Source organism: Flexivirga sp. B27 (assembly GCF_052905685.1).
This window is the reverse complement of sequence record NZ_JBPYUM010000002.1, coordinates 102,419-121,536: the sequence shown is the minus strand read 5'-3', so window position 1 is coordinate 121,536 and position 19,118 is coordinate 102,419. Positions and strand designations below refer to the sequence as shown.

The 19,118-nt window shown below is 68.0% G+C and carries 16 protein-coding genes and 1 riboswitch; of the genes, 3 read left to right on the top strand and 13 right to left on the bottom strand.

Annotated elements, in window-relative coordinates; all coding sequences use genetic code 11:
* Positions 1–267: 267 nt before the first annotated feature.
* Positions 268–693: a cyclic nucleotide-binding domain-containing protein gene (locus ACSZL9_RS09440; protein WP_446665239.1), complete on the top strand. Its 426-nt coding sequence runs from the start codon at positions 268–270 to the stop codon at positions 691–693.
* Positions 694–826: 133 nt separating this feature from the next.
* Here the strand turns inward: ACSZL9_RS09440 and purH are convergent, their stop codons facing one another.
* The 3 genes from purH to ACSZL9_RS09425 all read right to left on the bottom strand — a co-directional run bounded on the left by purH (position 827) and on the right by ACSZL9_RS09425 (position 4,545).
* Entirely contained in the window at positions 827–2,434 is a 1,608-nt protein-coding gene (gene purH, locus ACSZL9_RS09435; RefSeq protein ID WP_446665238.1) for a bifunctional phosphoribosylaminoimidazolecarboxamide formyltransferase/IMP cyclohydrolase, read from the bottom strand.
* Between the two features lie 28 nt (positions 2,435–2,462).
* Positions 2,463–2,540: riboswitch (ZMP/ZTP riboswitch) on the bottom strand.
* Between the two features lie 64 nt (positions 2,541–2,604).
* Positions 2,605–3,237, bottom strand: coding sequence for a phosphoribosylglycinamide formyltransferase (purN, locus tag ACSZL9_RS09430; protein ID WP_446665237.1), 633 nt, complete (start codon positions 3,235–3,237; stop codon positions 2,605–2,607).
* Positions 3,238–3,324: 87 nt separating this feature from the next.
* On the bottom strand, positions 3,325–4,545 hold the full coding sequence (locus tag ACSZL9_RS09425; RefSeq protein WP_446665236.1) for a cell division protein PerM: 1,221 nt from the start codon (positions 4,543–4,545) through the stop codon (positions 3,325–3,327).
* Between the two features lie 227 nt (positions 4,546–4,772).
* Between ACSZL9_RS09425 and ACSZL9_RS09420 the strand changes: the two genes are divergently transcribed.
* Positions 4,773–5,432 carry a prepilin peptidase gene (locus tag ACSZL9_RS09420; RefSeq protein WP_446665235.1) on the top strand — a complete coding sequence of 220 codons (660 nt, stop codon included), beginning with the start codon at positions 4,773–4,775 and terminating at the stop codon, positions 5,430–5,432.
* 26 nt (positions 5,433–5,458) lie between these two features.
* Here the strand turns inward: ACSZL9_RS09420 and ACSZL9_RS09415 are convergent, their stop codons facing one another.
* The 7 genes from ACSZL9_RS09415 to ACSZL9_RS09385 form a co-directional block, all read right to left on the bottom strand.
* Positions 5,459–5,917 carry a hypothetical protein gene (locus tag ACSZL9_RS09415; RefSeq protein WP_446665234.1) on the bottom strand — a complete coding sequence of 153 codons (459 nt, stop codon included), beginning with the start codon at positions 5,915–5,917 and terminating at the stop codon, positions 5,459–5,461.
* A gap of 182 nt (positions 5,918–6,099) precedes the next feature.
* Complete coding sequence (locus ACSZL9_RS09410) at positions 6,100–7,095, bottom strand: OmpA family protein (RefSeq protein ID WP_446665233.1); 996 nt, start codon at positions 7,093–7,095, stop codon at positions 6,100–6,102.
* Between the two features lie 272 nt (positions 7,096–7,367).
* A complete protein-coding gene (sucD, locus tag ACSZL9_RS09405) occupies positions 7,368–8,249 on the bottom strand; it encodes a succinate--CoA ligase subunit alpha (RefSeq protein ID WP_446665232.1) in 882 nt (293 codons plus the stop codon).
* A gap of 35 nt (positions 8,250–8,284) precedes the next feature.
* A complete protein-coding gene (gene sucC / locus ACSZL9_RS09400; protein WP_446665231.1) occupies positions 8,285–9,457 on the bottom strand; it encodes an ADP-forming succinate--CoA ligase subunit beta in 1,173 nt (390 codons plus the stop codon).
* Positions 9,458–9,835: 378 nt separating this feature from the next.
* Positions 9,836–12,349: an FtsX-like permease family protein gene (locus ACSZL9_RS09395; RefSeq protein WP_446665230.1), complete on the bottom strand. Its 2,514-nt coding sequence runs from the start codon at positions 12,347–12,349 to the stop codon at positions 9,836–9,838.
* A 136-nt stretch (positions 12,350–12,485) separates the two neighbouring features.
* Positions 12,486–13,205, bottom strand: a complete 720-nt coding sequence (locus ACSZL9_RS09390) for an ABC transporter ATP-binding protein (protein WP_446665229.1) — start codon at positions 13,203–13,205, stop codon at positions 12,486–12,488.
* Positions 13,202–13,795 (bottom strand): PadR family transcriptional regulator, encoded by a 594-nt coding sequence (locus ACSZL9_RS09385; protein WP_446665228.1) that lies wholly within the window; start codon positions 13,793–13,795, stop codon positions 13,202–13,204. Before ACSZL9_RS09385 ends, ACSZL9_RS09390 begins: the two co-directional genes overlap by 4 nt.
* A 204-nt stretch (positions 13,796–13,999) precedes the next feature.
* Here ACSZL9_RS09385 and ACSZL9_RS09380 point away from each other — a divergent pair, with 204 nt between their 5' ends.
* Complete coding sequence (locus tag ACSZL9_RS09380) at positions 14,000–14,836, top strand: M23 family metallopeptidase (RefSeq protein WP_446665227.1); 837 nt, start codon at positions 14,000–14,002, stop codon at positions 14,834–14,836.
* A 142-nt stretch (positions 14,837–14,978) separates the two neighbouring features.
* Here the strand turns inward: ACSZL9_RS09380 and pcrA are convergent, their stop codons facing one another.
* Genes pcrA through ACSZL9_RS09365 form a run of 3 tightly spaced genes read right to left on the bottom strand, consistent with a single transcriptional unit; the run spans position 14,979 to position 19,064 of the window.
* Positions 14,979–17,399 (bottom strand): DNA helicase PcrA, encoded by a 2,421-nt coding sequence (gene pcrA / locus ACSZL9_RS09375; RefSeq protein ID WP_446665226.1) that lies wholly within the window; start codon positions 17,397–17,399, stop codon positions 14,979–14,981.
* A 51-nt stretch (positions 17,400–17,450) separates the two neighbouring features.
* A complete protein-coding gene (locus tag ACSZL9_RS09370) occupies positions 17,451–17,810 on the bottom strand; it encodes a TfoX/Sxy family protein (RefSeq protein ID WP_446665225.1) in 360 nt (119 codons plus the stop codon).
* 9 nt (positions 17,811–17,819) lie between these two features.
* A complete protein-coding gene (locus tag ACSZL9_RS09365; protein ID WP_446665224.1) occupies positions 17,820–19,064 on the bottom strand; it encodes an MFS transporter in 1,245 nt (414 codons plus the stop codon).
* Between the last annotated feature and the right edge of the window lie 54 nt (positions 19,065–19,118).

Below are 19,118 nucleotides of genomic sequence, written 5' to 3'. Positions count from 1 at the left end.
GGAGGCACAGAACCGAGCACCCTCGGTCAGATTCGCCCCGCATCGTGCACACGTCACCACGTGTCGAACCTATCGTGGGGCGCCACCGAATTTCCGGACCTCGCCCGTCCACGGTCGAGCTCGCGGTGACAGTCGAGGTCGCGGGCCAGGTCACAGTCGAGGTTGCAACTGCGGTTCGCGATCCGACCCGCGCAACCGCCGCCGCGCTGCTAAGTTGGCCCGGTCACCGCACGGGCGTCAATCGTTCATTTCTCAAGGGGTTCATCCATGGCAAGCTCTCAGTTGAAGCAGATCCTCGCAGGCATCGACCTGTTCGCCGGCCTCAGCCCGGCAGCGATCTCGCAGATCGCCGAGAGCGGGTCGACGTTCCGCAGCGGCCCGGGATCCAAGGTGATCACCGAGGGCGCGAAGGACAGCGGGCTGCGGGTCGTGCTCCAGGGTTCCGCCACTGTCGTCGTCGGCGACGAGGAGCGCGGTCAGATCGGCGTCGGCGACTACGTCGGCGAGCTCTCGATGATCGACGGTGCTGCGCGCTCGGCCACGATCACCGCCGGCCCCGACGGCGTCGAGACGTTCGCGCTCTCCCCGATGGCCTTCATGCCGCTCGTGCGCGGCGACGGTGACATCGCCGCGGCACTGCTGAAGACGCTGGTGGCACGGTTGCGCAAGGTCGAAGCCGCCTCGCACAAGTAGGCATCCCGCGGCAGTAGGGACTCACCGTAGGGATTCCACGGCGGGTCCGTCAGAGGAGGAGCGCAGCGAAAGGGCTCAGCCATTGAGGCTGGGGTCGTAGGCCGAGAGCGAACTCTCGGCCCACGACAAAGCCTCAGTGTGCGAAGTGCCGCGTGCCGGTGAAGTACATCGTGATGCCGGCCTCCTCGGCCGCGTCGATTACTGCCTGGTCACGCATCGAACCACCGGGCGCGACAACGGCTTTGACCCCCGCGTCAATGAGCACCTGCAACCCGTCCGGGAAGGGGAAGAACGCGTCCGATGCGGCGACCGAGCCACGAGCCCGCTCCTCGCCGGCGCGGTTGACCGCGAGGTGGCAGGAGTCGACCCGGTTGACCTGGCCCATGCCGACGCCGACCGAGGCACCGCCGGACGCGAGCAGGATCGCGTTGGACTTCACTGCTCGTATGGCGCGCCACGCGAACTGCAGGTCGGCGAGCGTGGCGTCGTCCGCGGCCGCACCGGACACGAGTCGCCAGTTGGCGGCGTCGTCGCCGCCGGTGACGTTGCCGTCGTCGTCCTTGACAACCGCGTCGACCTTGTCGATCCGCTGCATGAGCATGCCGCCGCTGATCGGCCGAATCTGGACCGGGTCACGCTGCTGGGCGTCTTCCGAGGACAGCTTCAGCAGCCGGATCGCCTTGCGCTTGCTCAAGATCTCGACCACGCCCGGCTCGAAGTCCGGGGCGACGACGACCTCGGTGAAGATGTCCTTCACGGTCTCGGCCATCTCCACGGTCACCGGCCGGTTGGTGGCGATCACGCCGCCGAAGGCCGACATCGGGTCACATGCGTGCGCCTTGCGGTGAGCGTCCGCGATGTCCGAACCAACAGCAATGCCACAAGGATTCGCGTGCTTGATGACAGCGACGGTCGGCTGGTCGCCGTGGTCGTATGCCGCCTGCACCGCCGCGTCGGCATCGACGTAGTTGTTGTAGGACATCGCCTTGCCGAAGAGCTGCTCGGCGGAAGCAATGCCGGGGCGCCAGTGCCGGTAGAGCGCGGCACCCTGGTGGGGGTTCTCGCCATACCGCAGGTCCTGGGCCTTGTCGAAGGTCGCGCCCGACCAGCTCGGGAAACCGGTGCCGTCGCTGGTGTCGACATACACGTTGCTCAGCCAGTTGGCGACGGTGTTGTCGTAGTCGGCGGTGTGCTGGAAAGCCTGCGCTGCCAACAGCTTTCGCTCATCAAGAGTGTAGCCGCCGGCAGCAACGGCCTCGAGAGTTGCGGCATACGAGTCGGGCGAGGTGACGATCGCGACGCTGGGGTGGTTCTTCGCGGCGGCGCGCACCATCGACGGGCCGCCGATGTCGATCTGCTCGATGCACTCGTCCGGGGTCGCGCCGGAAGCGACCGTCTCGCGGAACGGGTAGAGGTTGGAGACGACGAGCTCGAACGGCGCGACGCCCAATTCGCCCAGCTGCGAGAGGTGTTCGGGGATCCGGGTGTCGGCGAGGATGCCGGCGTGGACCTTCGGGTGCAGCGTCTTGACCCGGCCGTCGAGGCACTCCGGGAAGCCGGTCAGGTCCTCGACCTTCGTGACGGGGATGCCGGCCTTCTCGATGAGAGCGGCCGAGCCACCGGTGGAGACCAGCTCGACCCCGGCGGCGTGCAGGCCGCGGGCGAGGTCCTCCAGACCGGTCTTGTCGTAGACGGAGACGAGTGCGCGCTTGATCGGACGGCGACCTTGCTGGTCGGACATGACTCTCCTTGCGAGGGTTGGCAGTTCCTGCGCGCACCCAGGCGGGCGATGCACGCGACTTCCACTCCCTGGTGGTTACCCACCTGCGCCAGTCGTGTGGGGAAAGCCTAACGGGTCCTCCGAGCGCACTCGATCTCGATACGCTCCCTCGTTCCTCGGTCGCTACTCGATCAGCGTGAGCCGACGCGCACCCGGCGCCCGTCCACGGCGAAACCGTCACGCGCCATCCGACCGACCCACTCCACGAGCTGCGGGCGCTCGGCCTCCTTGATCCGCTCGGTCAGGGTGTCGACGGTGTCGTCGTCCTCCACGGGCACGGCACACTGCGCGACGATCGCGCCGGTGTCGACACCGGCATCGACGACGAAAAGCGTTGCGCCGGCGAGCTTTACGCCATACTCCAGCGCATCGCGCGGGCCGTGTATGCCGGGAAAGCTCGGCAACAACGCGTTGTGACTGTTGAGGTAGCGCCCGCCGAACTCGGCCAGGAACCGCTCCCCCACCAGCTTCAGAAAGCCCGCCGAGATGACCAGCTGCGGTGCGTGCGCGGCCACCTGCTCGGTCAGTGCGGCATCCCATGCGTCACGGCTGTCGAAGTCACACACCCGAGACACGAATGTCGGCACGCCGGCGCGTTCGGCACGGGCAAGACCCTCGATGTCGGACCGGTCGGCACCCACGGCCGCGATCCGCACGCCGTATGCCGGGTCCTGCGCGGCATCCAGGAGCGCCTGCAGCAGCGTCCCCGAGCCGGAGACGAGCACAACAACGGGTACGGGCTCGGAAGTGGGGGCCGCGGTCACGACGACCACACTATGGGAGGGCGTGCGGACCGTGAATCAGTGGCACCCGACGTTCGGCTCGCAGGACACGATGTGCCGGCTGCGGCCTCAGCGGCGCAGCGCGCGCTTCCAGTGCAGGAACAGCGTCGCCACCAGCGCCCCGAGCAACAACTCGACCACCAACAGCGGCACGAGCAACAACGACGGGCCGATGTAGTCCAGCGACCCACCACTGACCCCGGCCGTCGACAGCCAGGTCAGCAGCAGCACGATGGCCACCGTCATGCCGACGGCCTGCGCGGCAGTGGTGGCCTTGGTCTTCAGCGACGCGTATGTCGTGAGGTTGGCCAGTGACCGATAACCGACGAACGCGCCGAGCGCCACCGGGATCAGCGGCGCGATGACGGTCCCGGTCGGCAGGGCTCCCGCGTCAGGAACGGCACCGAGCACAGGGATCATCGGCAGCAGGCCACCGTGCACCGAGGTGCTACCGACGCTCACCGCACCGATCTGCATGGCTGCTCCGGTGGTCCAACCGGCCGACCACAACAGCAGGTTGGGCAGTGCGGCCAGTTGCCCGACCCACAGCACGACGCCACCGAGGATCCCCGGCTCGAGTTGGCCGTTGAGATCCCCGATCTGTGCAGCATGGGTCAGCACCAGCAGCAGCACGATCACCAGGCCGACGGCGAGATAGCCCAGCACGGCCTCGGCCGCAGGACGCAGAGCACGGCGGGTCGAGAGCGAGATGCGTTGGTCCAGCATGGTTTTCGCCTGCTCCGCGACTGGTTCGTCGCTGCGCAGCAGTGCCCACGTGCACCCCGCGAAGCCGACCACAAGTGCCCCCGGCAGCACCGTCAGCAGATTCGGATGCGCCGGACCGCTCAGCGCGAGGCCGCAGATGACCAGGCCGGTGGCGACATACCCGCCGATGTATGCCGCGGGGCCTTCCCACCACGCGCCGCCCCGTCCGGACAGGTGGGTGAGCATCGCCTTGGCGCCCATCCGGGCGAACAGCACGGCAAGACCGGTCAGCACCAGCGGGGCAAAGGTCACGCTGTGCGTAGCACCGGCCGCGACCGACACATGGCCGCGATGCGCGAGTGCCCAACCGTCACCGGCGAAGCTCAGCGCGTCCGTCCACGTCGCAGTGCTCTGCGCGTCGGCCGCCCATGCCACCATCACCGGCAGGATCAGCACCAGCCCGAGCGTGACGGCGCCGACCGAGCCGTAGCCGGCAGCAATGGACAGCTGACGCCAGTCCCGGGGCTCGTCCGACGAGGCCAGCGCAGACGGCAGGTTGGTGCGCACGCGATCAAGAAGGCTCATGTTGTGGTCCATGGTCGCCGCCCACGGTGCGCTCGTCCGGCAGGCACGCCGGAGAACCTGCGATCGGAGCTTGTCCACAGCCGCTCCCACAGATCCATCGGTCACCGTTCCGGCGGCTACCCTCAGTGCGCGATACACAATGCCCAGAGAGGGGACTCCGTGGGGAAGATCACGTTCGGGTCCGGCGGGGCGACCGCCTCTCGGTCGACTACACACGAGGTGGACACATGAATCCCTGGCTCGCGGGCGCCATCGTCGGCTGCCTCGGCGTCCCCGTCGGGATCCTGCTGCGCCGGGCCCTGCGCACCGGGAAGTATCGCCGCGACGACGAAGTGGACACACCACGACGTGGCCACCTGTGGGTGACCATCGCCGTGCCGCTGGCGGCGCTGCTCCTCGGGCGCGCGCTGACCGAGGCGCACAACGCCGGTGTCGCGTTCGCCTACTGCGTGTGCCTGCCGCTGCTGGCAGCCCTCGCTGCGATCGACCTGGATGTGCACCGCCTACCGGACGCCCTCACCTTCCGACTCGCACCGGTCGCGGTCGTCATCGCGGCTGCGGCCAGCGTTGCGACCGGAGACTGGTTCGCGCTGCTCCGCTCGGTGCTGGCCGGGCTCGCGCTCGGGGCGGCATACCTGATCCTCTTGCTGGTCTCGCGCGGTGGCGCAGGACTCGGGCTCGGCGACGTGAAACTCGCCGTCGGACTCGGCGTCCTGCTCGGCTGGTTCTCGTGGTCGAGCGTGCTGGGCGGCACCCTCGCCGGTTTCATCCTCGGCGGCCTGTGGGCTGCCGGGCTGCTCATCAGCCGCCGCGCGACGCGCGAGACCTACATCGCTTTCGGCCCGTTCATGATCGGTGGCAGCGTCCTGGCGCTTCTCGCGTCATAGGCGGGCCGTGGCCGCTACGACCTGTCTCACGAAGACGTCAACTGCACACCAGTCATGGTCTTGAATCCCGGCAGCGTGACATTGACCAACGACGTACCGGACGGGAGTGGCGGCAGCACGGCATACAGCACCACACCGTCCCCATTGACGGAGTCGGGCAAGGTGCTGCAGACGCAGCCGGGATCCTGAGGCTCTCCGTAGGTGAAGGGATGGATGGTCTTCTTCGTCTTGGGATCGACGATCCCGAGTTGCCGGGTGTCGAACAGCGGCGGCCGGGAAAGCTGGAACGTGTTCGTAGCAACCGATTTCCCCGAGGCGCTCTTCAATCGCCAGATGACCCGGGTCGCCTGCGCGGTGCTCTTCACCTGCAGGACTTCCGCACGAACCGATGACGTGCCCACAGCTGCCTCCAACGAGCCCTTGCTCGAGGCAATCGCAGGCATATCGGCGCTCGAAGCCATCACCTTCGCGATCGCATCGTCCACGCCGGGGGAGTCCTTTCCGCCCGAGGGGGTGGACGACGCATGCTGGCCGCCGGACGAGGGCGAGGCACCCGTGGAGCTACCGGCGGAGGACGACGGACCGGACGATGAATCGTCACTGCACTCGGAGACCGAAACGGTCAGCAAGGCAGCCGCGGCCAAGGTCGCGATGCGCGTTGCGCACTTCATTGGTCGCCGCCTGTCTTGAACGTGACCGTCACTCTCCGATTGAGCTTGCGGCCCTCCTTCGTCGCATTGTCGGCGACCGGGTCGGCCTCCCCTTTGCCGGACGAACTGAACGTCAGCCCGTCCTTGTGCACCTGCTTCTCCAGCGCCTTCTGCACCGCGGCCGCACGCTTCTCCGACAGTGTCTGGTTGAACGAATCGCTGCCGGTGCTGTCGGTGTAGCCGACGACGGACACGTCCCCGTCGCCCTTCTCGTCCAGCTGCGCACTTACCTTCTTCAGCGTGCCTTTCGCCTTCGCAGTCAGCTCGGACTTGCCATAGTCGAAGAGGACGTCGGTGTCCACCGAGATGGCAGTCTTGTCTGCCGTCCGCTTCGTCGCGGTTTCGGGATCCGCGACGTTGCTTACCAGCGGCCGGATCGACAACTTGGCGTCTGCCTGCTTGATCTCGTCGGTGCTGGGCAGCTTCGGCCAGCCCTTGCCCAACACGACAGGCGACTTCGACGTGGTCGGTGACGGCAGGCTGTCCGTGACCGGCACATCAGTGATCAGGTTGCCGTAGCCGAACCGGATGGTGACGGCCTTCAGGCCGTTCGGCAATGGCGGTAGTAGCGCCCAGCCCACGAGCGGCTTCGTGGTGCCGCCGTAGTCCGTGATGTCGGACTCGTCGCTGCACAGGCACGTTCGGTCGACTGACAGCGGCAGGTAGTACTTCAGTCCCTTGGTGTCCACCGCTGCGACCGACCACGCGGCGGTGATCTCGTACGGCGTGCCGAGGCCCTTTCCCGGCATCACGGCACCCGGCTCGGCACCCTTGCCGCCCACCGAGTAGTAGACAGCGGTGCCGCCGGGAACGCGCACCACCGCGTTGATCGCAGCGTGGATGACGGCGTCCGAGGAGTCGTTGTACTCGTGGTAGGCGAAGGTGCCCGCAATGGGGATGTCACCGGCGCCGGCGGCCTCTGCCGGGGCCGCACCCACACCGGACAACAGCACGGCGGCAGATGCGGCGACGGCTCCTCCTCGGACTCACACATTGGAAAGCAAGTCGGATGTTCCTTTCTCCGGGGCAAACATTCGGGGTGTGGATGTGGCGTCACTCGACCAGACGCGCCTTCAACATATTGCGAAGCGCTTGCGCGTCGTGGCTCACGAGGCGTCCGACTTTGCACGACCGAGAGGCATAGAAAACGACCGAGAGGCATAGCAAATCCAGGGGATTTGCTACGCCTCTCGGTCAGTTGGTGCTCCTCTCGATCAGTGAGAGGTCAGAGCGACTTCAGGATCTCCCGCATCAGCTCGGCGGTCTCGGACGGCGTCTTGCCGACCTTCACACCGGCCGCCTCGAGGGCTTCCTTCTTCGCCGCGGCGGTGCCGGACGAACCGGACACGATGGCGCCCGCGTGGCCCATCGTCTTGCCCTCCGGCGCGGTGAAGCCCGCGACATACCCGACGACGGGCTTGGTCACGTGCTCCTTGATGTATGCCGCGGCGCGCTCCTCGGCGTCGCCGCCGATCTCGCCGATCATCACGATCGCCTTGGTGTCGGGGTCGGCCTCGAACGCCTCGAGCGCGTCGATGTGCGTGGTGCCGATGACCGGGTCACCGCCGATCCCGATGCCAGTGGTGAAGCCGTAGTCACGCAGCTCGTACATCATCTGGTAGGTCAACGTGCCCGACTTGGACACCAGCCCGATCGGGCCCTTGCCGGCGATGGTGTGCGGGGTGATGCCGGCCAGCGACTCGCCCGGCGTGATGATGCCGGGGCAGTTCGGGCCGATGATCCGGGTCTGCTTGCCGATCGAGTAGTTGTAGAACTCGGCGGAGTCCTTCACCGGGATGCCCTCGGTGATGACGACCAGCAGCGGGATCTCGGCGTCGATGGCCTCGATCGCGGCGTCCTTGGCGAACTTCGGCGGCACGAAGGCTACCGACACGTTGGCGCCGGTGGCCTCCATGGCCTCCTTGACGGTGCCGAAGACGGGCAGCTCCTGGCCGCCGATCTCGGCCTTGGTGCCGGCCTTGCGGGCGTTGACACCGCCGACGATGTTGGACCCGGCGTCGAGCATCAGCGCGGTGTGCTTGGAGCCCATGCCGCCCGTCATGCCCTGCACGATGATCTTGCTGTCAGCGTTCAAAAAGATTGACATTCTTGAAGATTCCTTTTTCGTATGCCGTCAGCGGATCACTTGGAGGCGAGCTCGGCGGCCCGTGCCGCGGCCCCGTCCATCGTGTCGACCTGGGTCACCAGCGGGTGGTTCAGCTCGTTCAGGATCGCGCGGCCCTTGTCGACGTTGTTGCCGTCGAGGCGGACGACCAGCGGCTTGGTCGCGTTGTCACCGAGGATCTCCAGGGCGCCCTTGATGCCGTTGGCGACGTCGTCGCAGGCGGTGATGCCGCCGAAGACGTTGACGAAGACGGAGCGGACCTGCTCGTCACCGAGGATGACGTCCAGGCCGTCGGCCATCACCTCCGCGTTGGCGCCGCCGCCGATGTCCAGGAAGTTGGCGGGCTTGACGTCATACTGCTCACCGGCGTAGGCGACGACGTCGAGCGTGGACATGACGAGTCCGGCGCCGTTGCCGATGATGCCGACCTGGCCGTCGAGCTTGACGTAGTTGAGGCCCTTCTCCTTGGCCTTGGCCTCCAGCGGGTCCGCGGCGCCCTTGTCCTCCAGGGCGGCGTGGTCGGGGTGGCGGAAGTCGGCGTTGGCGTCGAGAGTGACCTTGCCGTCCAGGGCGACGATGTCACCGGCGCCGGTCTGCACCAGCGGGTTGACCTCGACCAGGGTGGCGTCCTCCTCGCGGTAGACGTCCCACAGCTTCTGCAGCACCGGGGCGATCTTCGCGCCGAGCTCGGCGTCGAAGCCGGCCTCGTCGACGATCTCCTTGGCCTTCGCCCCGTCGATGCCGACGTTGGGGTCGACGGCGACTCGCGCGAGCGCCTCGGGGCGCTCGACGGCCAGCTGCTCGATCTCCATGCCGCCCTCCTTGCTGCACATCGCAAGGTAACGACGGTTGGCCCGGTCGAGCAGCACGGAGAAGTAGTACTCCTCCTTGATGTCCGCGCCCTGGGCGATCATCACGGTGCCGACGGTGTGGCCCTTGATGTCCATGCCGAGGATCTGACCCGCGAGTTCACGCGCTTCCTCTGCCGACTTGGCGACCTTGACGCCACCGGCCTTGCCTCGGCCGCCCGTCTTGACCTGAGCCTTGACGACGGTCACGCCGCCGGACTTGGCCCCGATCTCGGCAGCGGCCTGCTCGGCCTGCTCCGGCGTCGTGGCGGTCTTGCCGGCGAGCACCGGCACACCGTGCGCCTCGAACATGTCGCGCGCCTGATATTCGAAAAGATCCACGCGGAATCCGTCCTCGTCCCGGGAGTCGACCCCGCGGACCGGCCGGGCGCCCTACGGCGTCGACGTGCGGTACGAGGCAGGCCCCCTCATTGATTCGTGATGAACTTCTGAAGGGATGAAGGTCGCCGTGCCCGCCGACGGACGGCGTGTCCGGGACCTCGTTGTCCAGGTCGGATGCTAGTAGCCCGGCCAGCGTTCGGACAGGTTGGCCCCAGGGATACCGGCGAGTACGTGATCGAACTCACGCGGATGTCGCCGCCACTCTCACGGCCACCCCTTTGCCGAGAGGCCCGTCGATCGTCGAGCGGACCCCCGATTTCGCGGGAGAGGAGCCCGAATCGGCGGTCCCCTGGGCAAACGAGGGGCCTGTCGGAAATCTCAGGTGACTCGCCGGGTCATCGGCACGCGTCCCCTCGTCACGACCGCCGCCAGCGCTGCGGCGAGCAACGGCACGCCGATCACCACCACCAGCAGCGGCGTCCACGGTATGGCGGTGACGGTGTGGTGGGAGTTCTGGTTGGTCACCAGACTCACGGGGTGGCTCACGGCAACACCCGCCACGGCACCGACGGCAAGGCCGAGCAGCGCGCCGAAGAAGCCGACCACGGCGGCGTTCGCTCCGGCGATGCGCCGTCGCAGGGACGCCGGCGCACCCAAGGATGCGAATGTTGCACTGTCCGGCCGGGATTCGGCGTTCGACAACGCCGTCGACGTCAGCGTCGCCACGAGGACCAGCAGACCGAAGACACCCGCGATCAGCCAGTAGAGCCACGCTCCTGCGGTGTCGGGTCCGCGCTCGACGTACAGGAAACTGTTGGCGTCCAGCCGTTCGTTGACTGCCCGCTCGTCGGTGTCGGAGATGCCGCCCGGCACCCGGACGATGACCTGCCGCACGACGCTGCCGCCGGGGATGGGCCTCGCGGCCCGGGTCGACACCAGTGCGCCGGCCTCGACACCGGACCCGAAGCTGCTGTAGGCGTCCGGCTTCGTCGGGACCGTCCGGAAATGGCGCTGCGCCGATCGCTGCGTGGACACGGTGACCGACCCGGCCTTCGCCTCGTCCTTCCCTCGCGCGGTGAGTCGCAGCGTGCCGGCCGACGAGCCCGGCACGTCCTTGGACAGCAGCACGTCCCCGTCACGCAGCGCCGCAACGTCACGTGCATCGAGCCGGAAGACGTGCGCAAGCTGCTCCGGCGACCCGGCCAGCAACGCACCGACGGAAGCATCGGTCGCCTTGGCCCGCAGTGTGCGCAACGGCATCACCGTGGCATCGGGTATGGCGCTCCGCACGACCTTCGCCGCGACGTCCGCCTCCTTCGTGCCGCCTGTCATCACCGACACCAGACCGTCACCCGCACGAAGCGACGGCTGGTAGGCCTCCGCATTGGCGCGCGCGGACGTGGCGAACGCGATGGACAGTGTCGTCAGCGCGGCGACGGTCGCCAGGATCGCACCGACCGTCGCGACGGCCCGACCGCGTTGCCGGCCGACATCGCGTGCGGCGATCCGGAAGGCCAACGGAAGATGCCGGGCGAGCATGCCGAGCCGGCTCAGCAGCCACGGCGCGGTCATCAGCGTGCCGGCGAAGAGCGCGACCGTGCCGACGATGGTGCCGGCCAGCAGCGGCAGGGACAGCCGCTGCGCGTTGATCCCACTGCCGACGAGAGTCACGGTCAGGATGACGCCGCCGGCCACCGCGAGCAGCAGCCCCAGCAACGGCCAGCCGGCCCGCACCTTCGCCGCGGACACGTGTCCGCGCAGGACCGCGATCAGGTTGACCCGCGCTGCCGCGACAGCGGGGATGAAAGCCGCGATCAGTGCGGCGACGACGGCGACCGCGAAGAGCAATATGCCCCAGCCCCAACGCAATTCGACCGGGCCCGGCGTCGCGGACGTCGCCGACCAGTGCCCGTAGAGTTTCGCCGCGGCAGCACCGAGGACAGCGCCCAGCACGATCGAGAGCAACGCCGCGAGCGCACCGAGCAGCAGTGCTTGGGCCAGCACATACTTGCGTAGCTGCTGCTTGGTCGCCCCGTTGCTCGCCAGTTGCGCAAGTGCACGCCGGTGGCGCGCGCCGCTGGCCGCGAATGCGGGGCCGGCGAGCATGGCGATCACGATGACGAGTCCGACGCCCAGCAGGACCCACACGACGGGCGGGACCGCGGTGTAGCCCATCCCGTCAGTGCTCGGGTCGGACTCTGCTTGTCCCGGGTCGTGGATGACGGCGCGACTCGCGACTGCCAACCCGTAGCGATTGAGGTGCTTGACCTCCGGCCACTGGACGGGAGCGCTGCGTTCGAGCAGCCACGTGCTCGCGCCGGCTCTCGGCAGGGTCACCACATCCTGCGCGTTCGGCGTCTCGACGCGACCGACAACTGTCAGCTTGGTGCTGCGCCCGTCGGGACCGACGACGGTCAGCGTGCCGCCGGTGGGGATCCCGTGTCCCGCACCTGATCGGGACACCAGCGCCTGGTGCGTGTTCGTCGGCCAGTGCCCGCTGGTTAGCGTGGCCATCCCGGCATACGCCCGCTGTCGACCGTCAATGCCGAGGAACGCGGCCTGCAACCGGCGATCGCCGACCTGGACGCGACGAACCCGCTCGGTCACCGGGAGGACAGAGCCACCGGTGACCTGCTGGATGTCGGTCGCGTCAGGGGTCTTCGGCCGGCCATCAAAGTGCAACGCCGAACGAGCACCGGCTCCCCCGCTCCAACTTCTCGCGTCGGCAGACTGGGTGACCACGCCGTTGCCGAATTCGCCGGCATTCGTCAGCAGCGCTTGACTCGAGCCCATCGTGCGGCTGATGCCCTCGGCACCGTTGACGTCCTTGGTGAAGGCGAATGTCGCCGCACCCGAGACGAGCAGCAACGGCAGCCCGATCAGCAGCACCACCAACACAGCCCGGCCTCGATGTTTGTGTATGTCGCGGGCGGCGAGCCGCAACGAGACTCGCCAGCCCCCGACATACCCTCCGAGGCCCCCTGAGCCTCGGAGTCGGTCCGATGCGAGCTCCCCCGAGCTGCCCATGTCAGACCTCCAGCAGCGACTCGGGAGTCGCCGCCTCACCTGTCGCGTCGACGACCACGCCGTCGCGCAGGAAGATCACCCGGTCGGCCCACGCCGCGTGCCGCGACTCGTGCGTCACCAGCAGGCCGGCCGCTCCGTCGTCGCACTGGTCGCGCAGAGTGCGCAGGACCGCGTCGCCGGTCGTGGAGTCGAGCGCGCCGGTGGGTTCGTCCGCGAGCACGAGGCGCCGTTCGCCGACGAGGGCGCGGGCGATGGCTGCGCGCTGCTGCTGACCCCCGGACAGGTGCTCTGGGAAGCGGTCGGCGAGCTCGAGTATGCCGACCTTTCCGAGTGCGTCACGAGCTGCCGCGCGTGCCCTCTTCAGACTCACGCCGTCCAATTCCATTGGCAGAGAGACGTTTTCGATCGCGGTCAGCGACGGGATCAGATTGAGATCCTGGAAGACGAAGCCCATCGCCCGACGCCGCAACGCATCCAGCCGCGGCCGGGTCAACGCGTGCAGATCATGGCCGTCGACCAGCACCTTGCCGCCGGTCGGAGCATCCAGGCCGCCGGCGACGTTGAGCAGCGTCGACTTGCCGGAGCCACTCGGCCCCATGACCGCGACCAGCTCGCCTGCGGACACCGTCAGGCTCACGCCACGCAGTGCGTGCACCGCCGTCTCGCCGCTGCCGTGCGTGCGATCGACGTCGTCCAGGACCAGCGTGGGCCGCACACTCATCGCGTCACCCCCTCATGCGCTGCGGGCTTCTCCGCGGTGGCGCCGGGCGCCGTCCGCGAAGCTTTCGCCCGGGTAGGGGTGATGCGGCTGATCCTCGCCTCCACGTGGTCCAGCCAGCGCACCTCGGCCTCGTCGGCGAAGATCAGCGACTCGAGCACCAGCTCCCAGGCGAGGTCCTCGCCGTCGGCGCCTCGCTTGAGCCGGGTGAGGTCGCGCAGGTGCGTCATCGTGGCGGTGCGCTGGGTCTGCACGATGCGTTCCACGTCGACTCCCGGCAACGTGACGGCGAGTGCGAGCTTGATCGCCAGCTCGTTGCGCGGTGTCTGCTCACGACCGACCGGAGCGCTCCACCACTGCAGCACCTCGTTCTCACCCGCACCGGTGAGTTGGTAGGCGATGCGGCCTTCCTCGTCGGCCATGCCCGCGGTCTCGACCAGTCCGTCACGCTCCAGGCGCCCGAGAGTCGTGTAGACCTGCCCGACGTTCAGCGGCCACGTGCCCCCCGTGCGGTGCTCGAACTCCTGGCGCAGCTGCGCGCCATACATCGGGCCGCTCTGGAGCAGCGCGAGCAGGCTGTGCTTGATCGACATACGACGGTCCCCCGATCGGTGTATACCCGGTATTCATCACCGGTGGAGAGATGTATACCGGGTATATCCCCACCTTCGCAAGGCGCCTCGCACACGCTGTCGGATCGTTTCGCCCGTTTCGCCATCTGGACGCTCTCCGACCCCTAAAATGACGCGGGTGTTCTTTTCCGGTCGGCTACCCCTTCTGACACAGGACGCGCATCGATGAGCAGCAGTTATGAAGGTCGTCATCGCACGCGGCCGGTCCGCCCCCAAGGTCGGCATCGCGCGACCGCGACGAAGGGCCATCAGCTCCGGCGCATCGGAGTGCCGACCGGAGTGGCGGTGGCGGCCACCGTGGGCGGCGCAGTCGTCGCCGCCGGACTGACACCGACACCGGTCGGCGGCCGCAACCTCGCGATCGACCGCTCGCCGTATGACGCCTCCAGCGCGGCCAGCGTCGCCAAGGCGAACGCCGCAAAGCCCAACCGCGTGCTCCCCGGCACGGTCTCCCGGGGGAACGCGTCGGGCGCCCGCCCCAAGGCCACCTCGAAACCGAAGGCGAAATCGACACCGAAATCGAAGCCGAAGCCGACCTCGAAACCGACCGCGTCGAAGGCCATTCCGAAGCCCAAAAAGACTCTGCCGCCTAAGAATCCGTGGACCTGCGCGGTCAACGGTTGCGCCGGCCCGATGGTGTCGGGCTTCGGCGCACGAGTGTCGCCGGGCGGCATCGGCTCGATCTATCACCAAGGTGATGACTTCGCGATCGCGTGGGGCACGCCGCTGCAGTCGATGCACGACGGCACGGTCGTGTCGACGGGTTGGGTGGATGGCCTCGGCATCCACGTGACCATCGACTACGGCGACGGCATCCAGAGCGTCTACGGCCACATGTCGCGAGTGCAGGTCTACCCCGGCCAGCGGGTTGCGCGCGGGCAGCTCGTCGGGCACTCAGGCAACACCGGCAACTCCACCGGACCGCACCTGCACCTGGAGATCCACCTGGGTGGTGTGCCCGTCGACCCGGCGCCATGGCTACAGGCGCGCGGGATCTTCTAGACGCTCAACGTTCGGTTTCGACAGGCTCAACCACCTCGAGTTTCGACAACCTCAACCACCTTCCCGCTGGCCGAGCCTGTCGGTCACCGGAGGTTTCGACAAGCTCAACCAGCTCTTCGACAAGCTCAACCAGCGCCGGGGTTTACAGCTTCTCGACCGGGGCGTAGCGCAACAGCAAGCGCTTCACGCCGGTGTCGCCGCCGAAGTCGATGTGCGCCATCGCCCGGTCGCCCTGACCCTCCACCCGTATGACGGACCCGAGCCCGAACGTGTCGTGTGTGACCTTGTCGCCCGAATCAAGTGCAATGACAGGGCGATTGCCCGGACTGCGCACACCGGGACGCGCCGCGAGCCGGGCGACCGCCGGTGTTGAGGACGGCCGCGTCGCCGTCGTGGTGACGCGCTGCCAGTCCACAAGACCGGACGGGATCTCGTCGAGGAAGCGCGACGGCGGGTTGTATTGCGGCGCACCCCACGCGGACCGGACCTCGGCGCGGGACAGGTGCAGCCGCTCGCGGGCACGCGTGATGCCGACATACGCCAGCCGCCGCTCCTCCTCCAGCTCCTTGGGATCCCCGAGCGCGCGCAGGTGCGGGAAGGTGCCGTCCTCCATGCCGGTGAGGAAGACGACCGGGAACTCCAGGCCCTTTGCCGTGTGCAGCGTCATCAGCGTCACGACGCCGACGTCCTCCCCTTCCTCGTCCGGGATCTCGTCGGTGTCGGCGACCAGCGACACCTGCTCGAGGAAGTCCTCGAGCGATCCGCCGGGATAGTTCTCGTCGAATTCCTTTGCCACTGCGATGAGTTCGGCGAGGTTTTCCACCCGGGTCTCGTCCTGCGGGTCGGCGCTCTTGCGCAGCTCGGACAGGTAGCCGGACTGGTCGAGGATGGCTTCCAGCAGGTCACCCACGCCCGCGTCGTCGGACTCGTGCACCTCGCGCAGCGACTCCAGCAGTGCGGTGAAGGCGTTGATGCAGGTCACCGACCGGGTGGCGATGCCTGGAGCGTCACCGGCGCGACCGAGCGCCGCGATGAACGGGATCCGCTCACGCTCGGCGAGTGCGGAGACGCAGGCTTCGGCACGGTTACCGATGCCGCGCTTGGGGACGTTGAGGATGCGACGCAGGTTGACGGTGTCGGCCGGGTTGGACACCACTCGCAGGTAGGCCAGCGCGTCCTTGACCTCGCGTCGCTCGTAGAAGCGTGTGCCGCCGACCACCTTGTAGGGCAATCCCACGCGCACGAAAACCTCTTCCAGTGCACGGGATTGGGCGTTGGTGCGATAGAAGACGGCGACGTCCTTGGGCTTCACCCCGTGCTCGTCCCCGAGCTCGTCGATGGTGCGCGCGACGAATGCCGCCTCGTCGTGCTCGGAGTCCCCGACATACCCGACGATCGGTGCGCCGTCGCCTGCCTGCGACCAGAGATTCTTGGGCCGGCGACCTTCGTTCTTGGCGATGACGGCGTTGGCCGCCTGCAGGATGTTCTGGGTCGATCGGTAGTTCTGCTCCAGCAGGATGGTGTGCGCCTGCGGGTAGTCCTGCTCGAACTCCACGATGTTGCGGATCGTCGCCCCGCGGAACGCGTAGATCGACTGGTCCGCGTCACCCACCACGCACAGCTCGGCAGGCGGCACCTCGCCGAGCGCTGCATCCGAAACCTGGTGTCCGACAAGCTCTTTCACGAGTTGGTATTGAGCAATGTTGGTGTCCTGGTATTCGTCGACCAGCACGTGCCGGAAGCGCCGGCGGTAGTGCTCGGCGACATCCGGGAAAGCCTGCAGGATGTTGACCGTCATCATGATCAGGTCGTCGAAGTCGAGCGCATTGGCCTGCCGCAGCCGCCGCTGGTATGACGAGTAGGCCTCCGCCAGCGTCCGCTCCTGATGGGTGCCTTCGGCGACCTGCGAGGCGTAGGTCTCCTCGTCGATCAGCTCGTTCTTGAGGTTGCTGACCTGGTGGCTGAACGACCGCGGCGGAAAACGCTTGGGATCGAGGTCGAGGTCGCGCATGACCATCGCCATCATCCGCTGGCTGTCGGCTGCGTCGTAGATGGAGAAGGTCGACTTCAGGCCGACCTTGCTCGCCTCACGCCGCAGGATCCGGACACACGCCGAGTGGAAGGTCGACACCCACATCGACCGCGCGACCGGACCGACCAGCGCCTCGACCCGCTCGCGCATCTCGGCGGCTGCCTTGTTGGTGAAGGTGATCGCGAGGATCTGCCCGGGCTGCACGTGCCGAGCCGCCATCAGATGGGCGATGCGGTGCGTCAGCACCCGGGTCTTGCCCGAGCCGGCGCCGGCCACGATCAGCAGCGGCGGCCCCTCGTGCAGGACCGCCTCGCGCTGCTGCGGGTTGAGGTCGGCGACCAGGCTCTCCGGGTCGGCAGCGGAGGGCTTGGCCGGCGCGTCGTCCTGCCGCGGTGCTTCCTTGCCGAGACTCGCCCAGGTCGGGACGCCGCGCTCGTCGACGTCCTCGCGGTCCGCGCCGGTGGAAACGGTCGCGGAAGCGGCGTCGGTCGGGAGTCCGGGCAGGGGAAGGTCGTCGAAAAGGCTGCTCATGTCGGCTTCAACCCTACGATGGCCCGCCGACGGAGGCGGAGACTGTCCACCTCACTTGGCGGGCAGGCTCCGGGCTAAGTCCAGACCCCGCTCGACCCACTCGGCGAGCGTCTCGTCGTCGAGCTGTGCGGCGTCGACACGCAGCCAGCCGTTCATCGATCGGCCGCCCATGACCATCCGCTCCACTCCCTCTCGCAGGAGCAGCTGATCGGTGTCCTCCGGGTCCACCCGGGCCATCAGTCCACCGGTCCTGGACGCGGCGACCGCCATGTGCCCACCGGTCAAGAACGCCACTCCCCCGAACATCCGCTTGTCGGTCACGTCCAGGTCGTCAGTCAGCAGCTCGCGGACACGGTCGACGAGCGTCGCGTCATACGCCATGCGCTGCATTGTGCCCCAGCGCACGGACATGCACCCCGATCATGCGTCCGGGCAGGCCCCCGCTGTCGCCAGCTGCTTCGGACACCCTGCGGTGCGCGTTGTGCGTCGGGTTGCCCTGACGGCCAGCGCTGCTGCGCTCGCGACGAGCCCGAGTTCGAGCACGCCATACCCCACGAACGTCGGGCGCAGACCCCAGTCCTGGGCTGCCAACCCGGCGATGACGGCGGGGATGCTGAAGGCGGTGTAGCCGAGCACATAGATCGCAGCGAAGGTCTGGGCACGCTTGTCCGCCGGCGTCACGGCGGCGATGGCTGCCACCGCCGACTGGAATGCGGCGCCGAAACCGACACCGGCGATCGCGGATCCGATGATGTAGACCACGCTCGAACCGACCGTGACCCCGACGACCGAGACGAGCACTCCACCGCCCAACGAGACAAGCCCCAGCCACCGCCGAGCCTCCTGCGGAATCCGGTGAATCACCAACAGCACCAGGCCTGCCGGCGTGAAGAAGCTGGCGAGGACGAGCCCGACGTGAAAGTGGTCGCTCACTCCGAGCAGGCGGGCGACTGCAGACGAGCCGAGCGACAGATAGAGACCGCCGAGCGCCCAGGTCGCCGCCATCGCGGGCGCAAACGCCAGGAAGGCCGATCGTGCCTCGGCAGCCACGCCGACGCTCGGCCGCACAGCGCGACGCACCGACCGCAGGTCGGTCCTGCGCCGCGGCGGCTCGGGCACGAACATCGCGACGACGGCGAGCAGCAGATAGACGCCGAAGAGCGACCAGAAGACGAACTCGCGCGGCCACGGCGCGTGCTGCACCAGCCCGCCGGCAACTGCGGCACCCAACGCCAGGCCGATGCCGGGAGCGCCACCCGTCACGACGGAGCCCTTGTGTGCGTCGGGCTGCAGGTCGACGATCAGTGCACTGACGGCACCGGTGATCGCCCCGGTCGCGATGCCCTGGATGATCCGAGCAAGCAGCAACGCGCCCACACCGCCGGCATGCGCGAAGATCACCATCGCCGCCGCGAGCACCAGGAGCCCGCCGACGAGCATCGGCCGCCGACCGACATGATCAGCCAGCGATCCGACCGTCAGCAGCGTGCCGAGCAGCGCGACGACATACACGGCGAAGATCACCGTGAGCGTGAATGACGAGAAGCCCCAGAGCTGTTGGTAGACCGGATAGAGCGGTGACGGCGCTGCGGCGCCTGCCATCAGACCGACCAGAGCGGCGCCGGCGACGGCGAAGCCGGCCGGTCGGGACAAGCGGAACGACATACGAAGCCTCTCACCAATTGCAATGATCTCTGCTTTAGTGAGCAGCGTACGCCT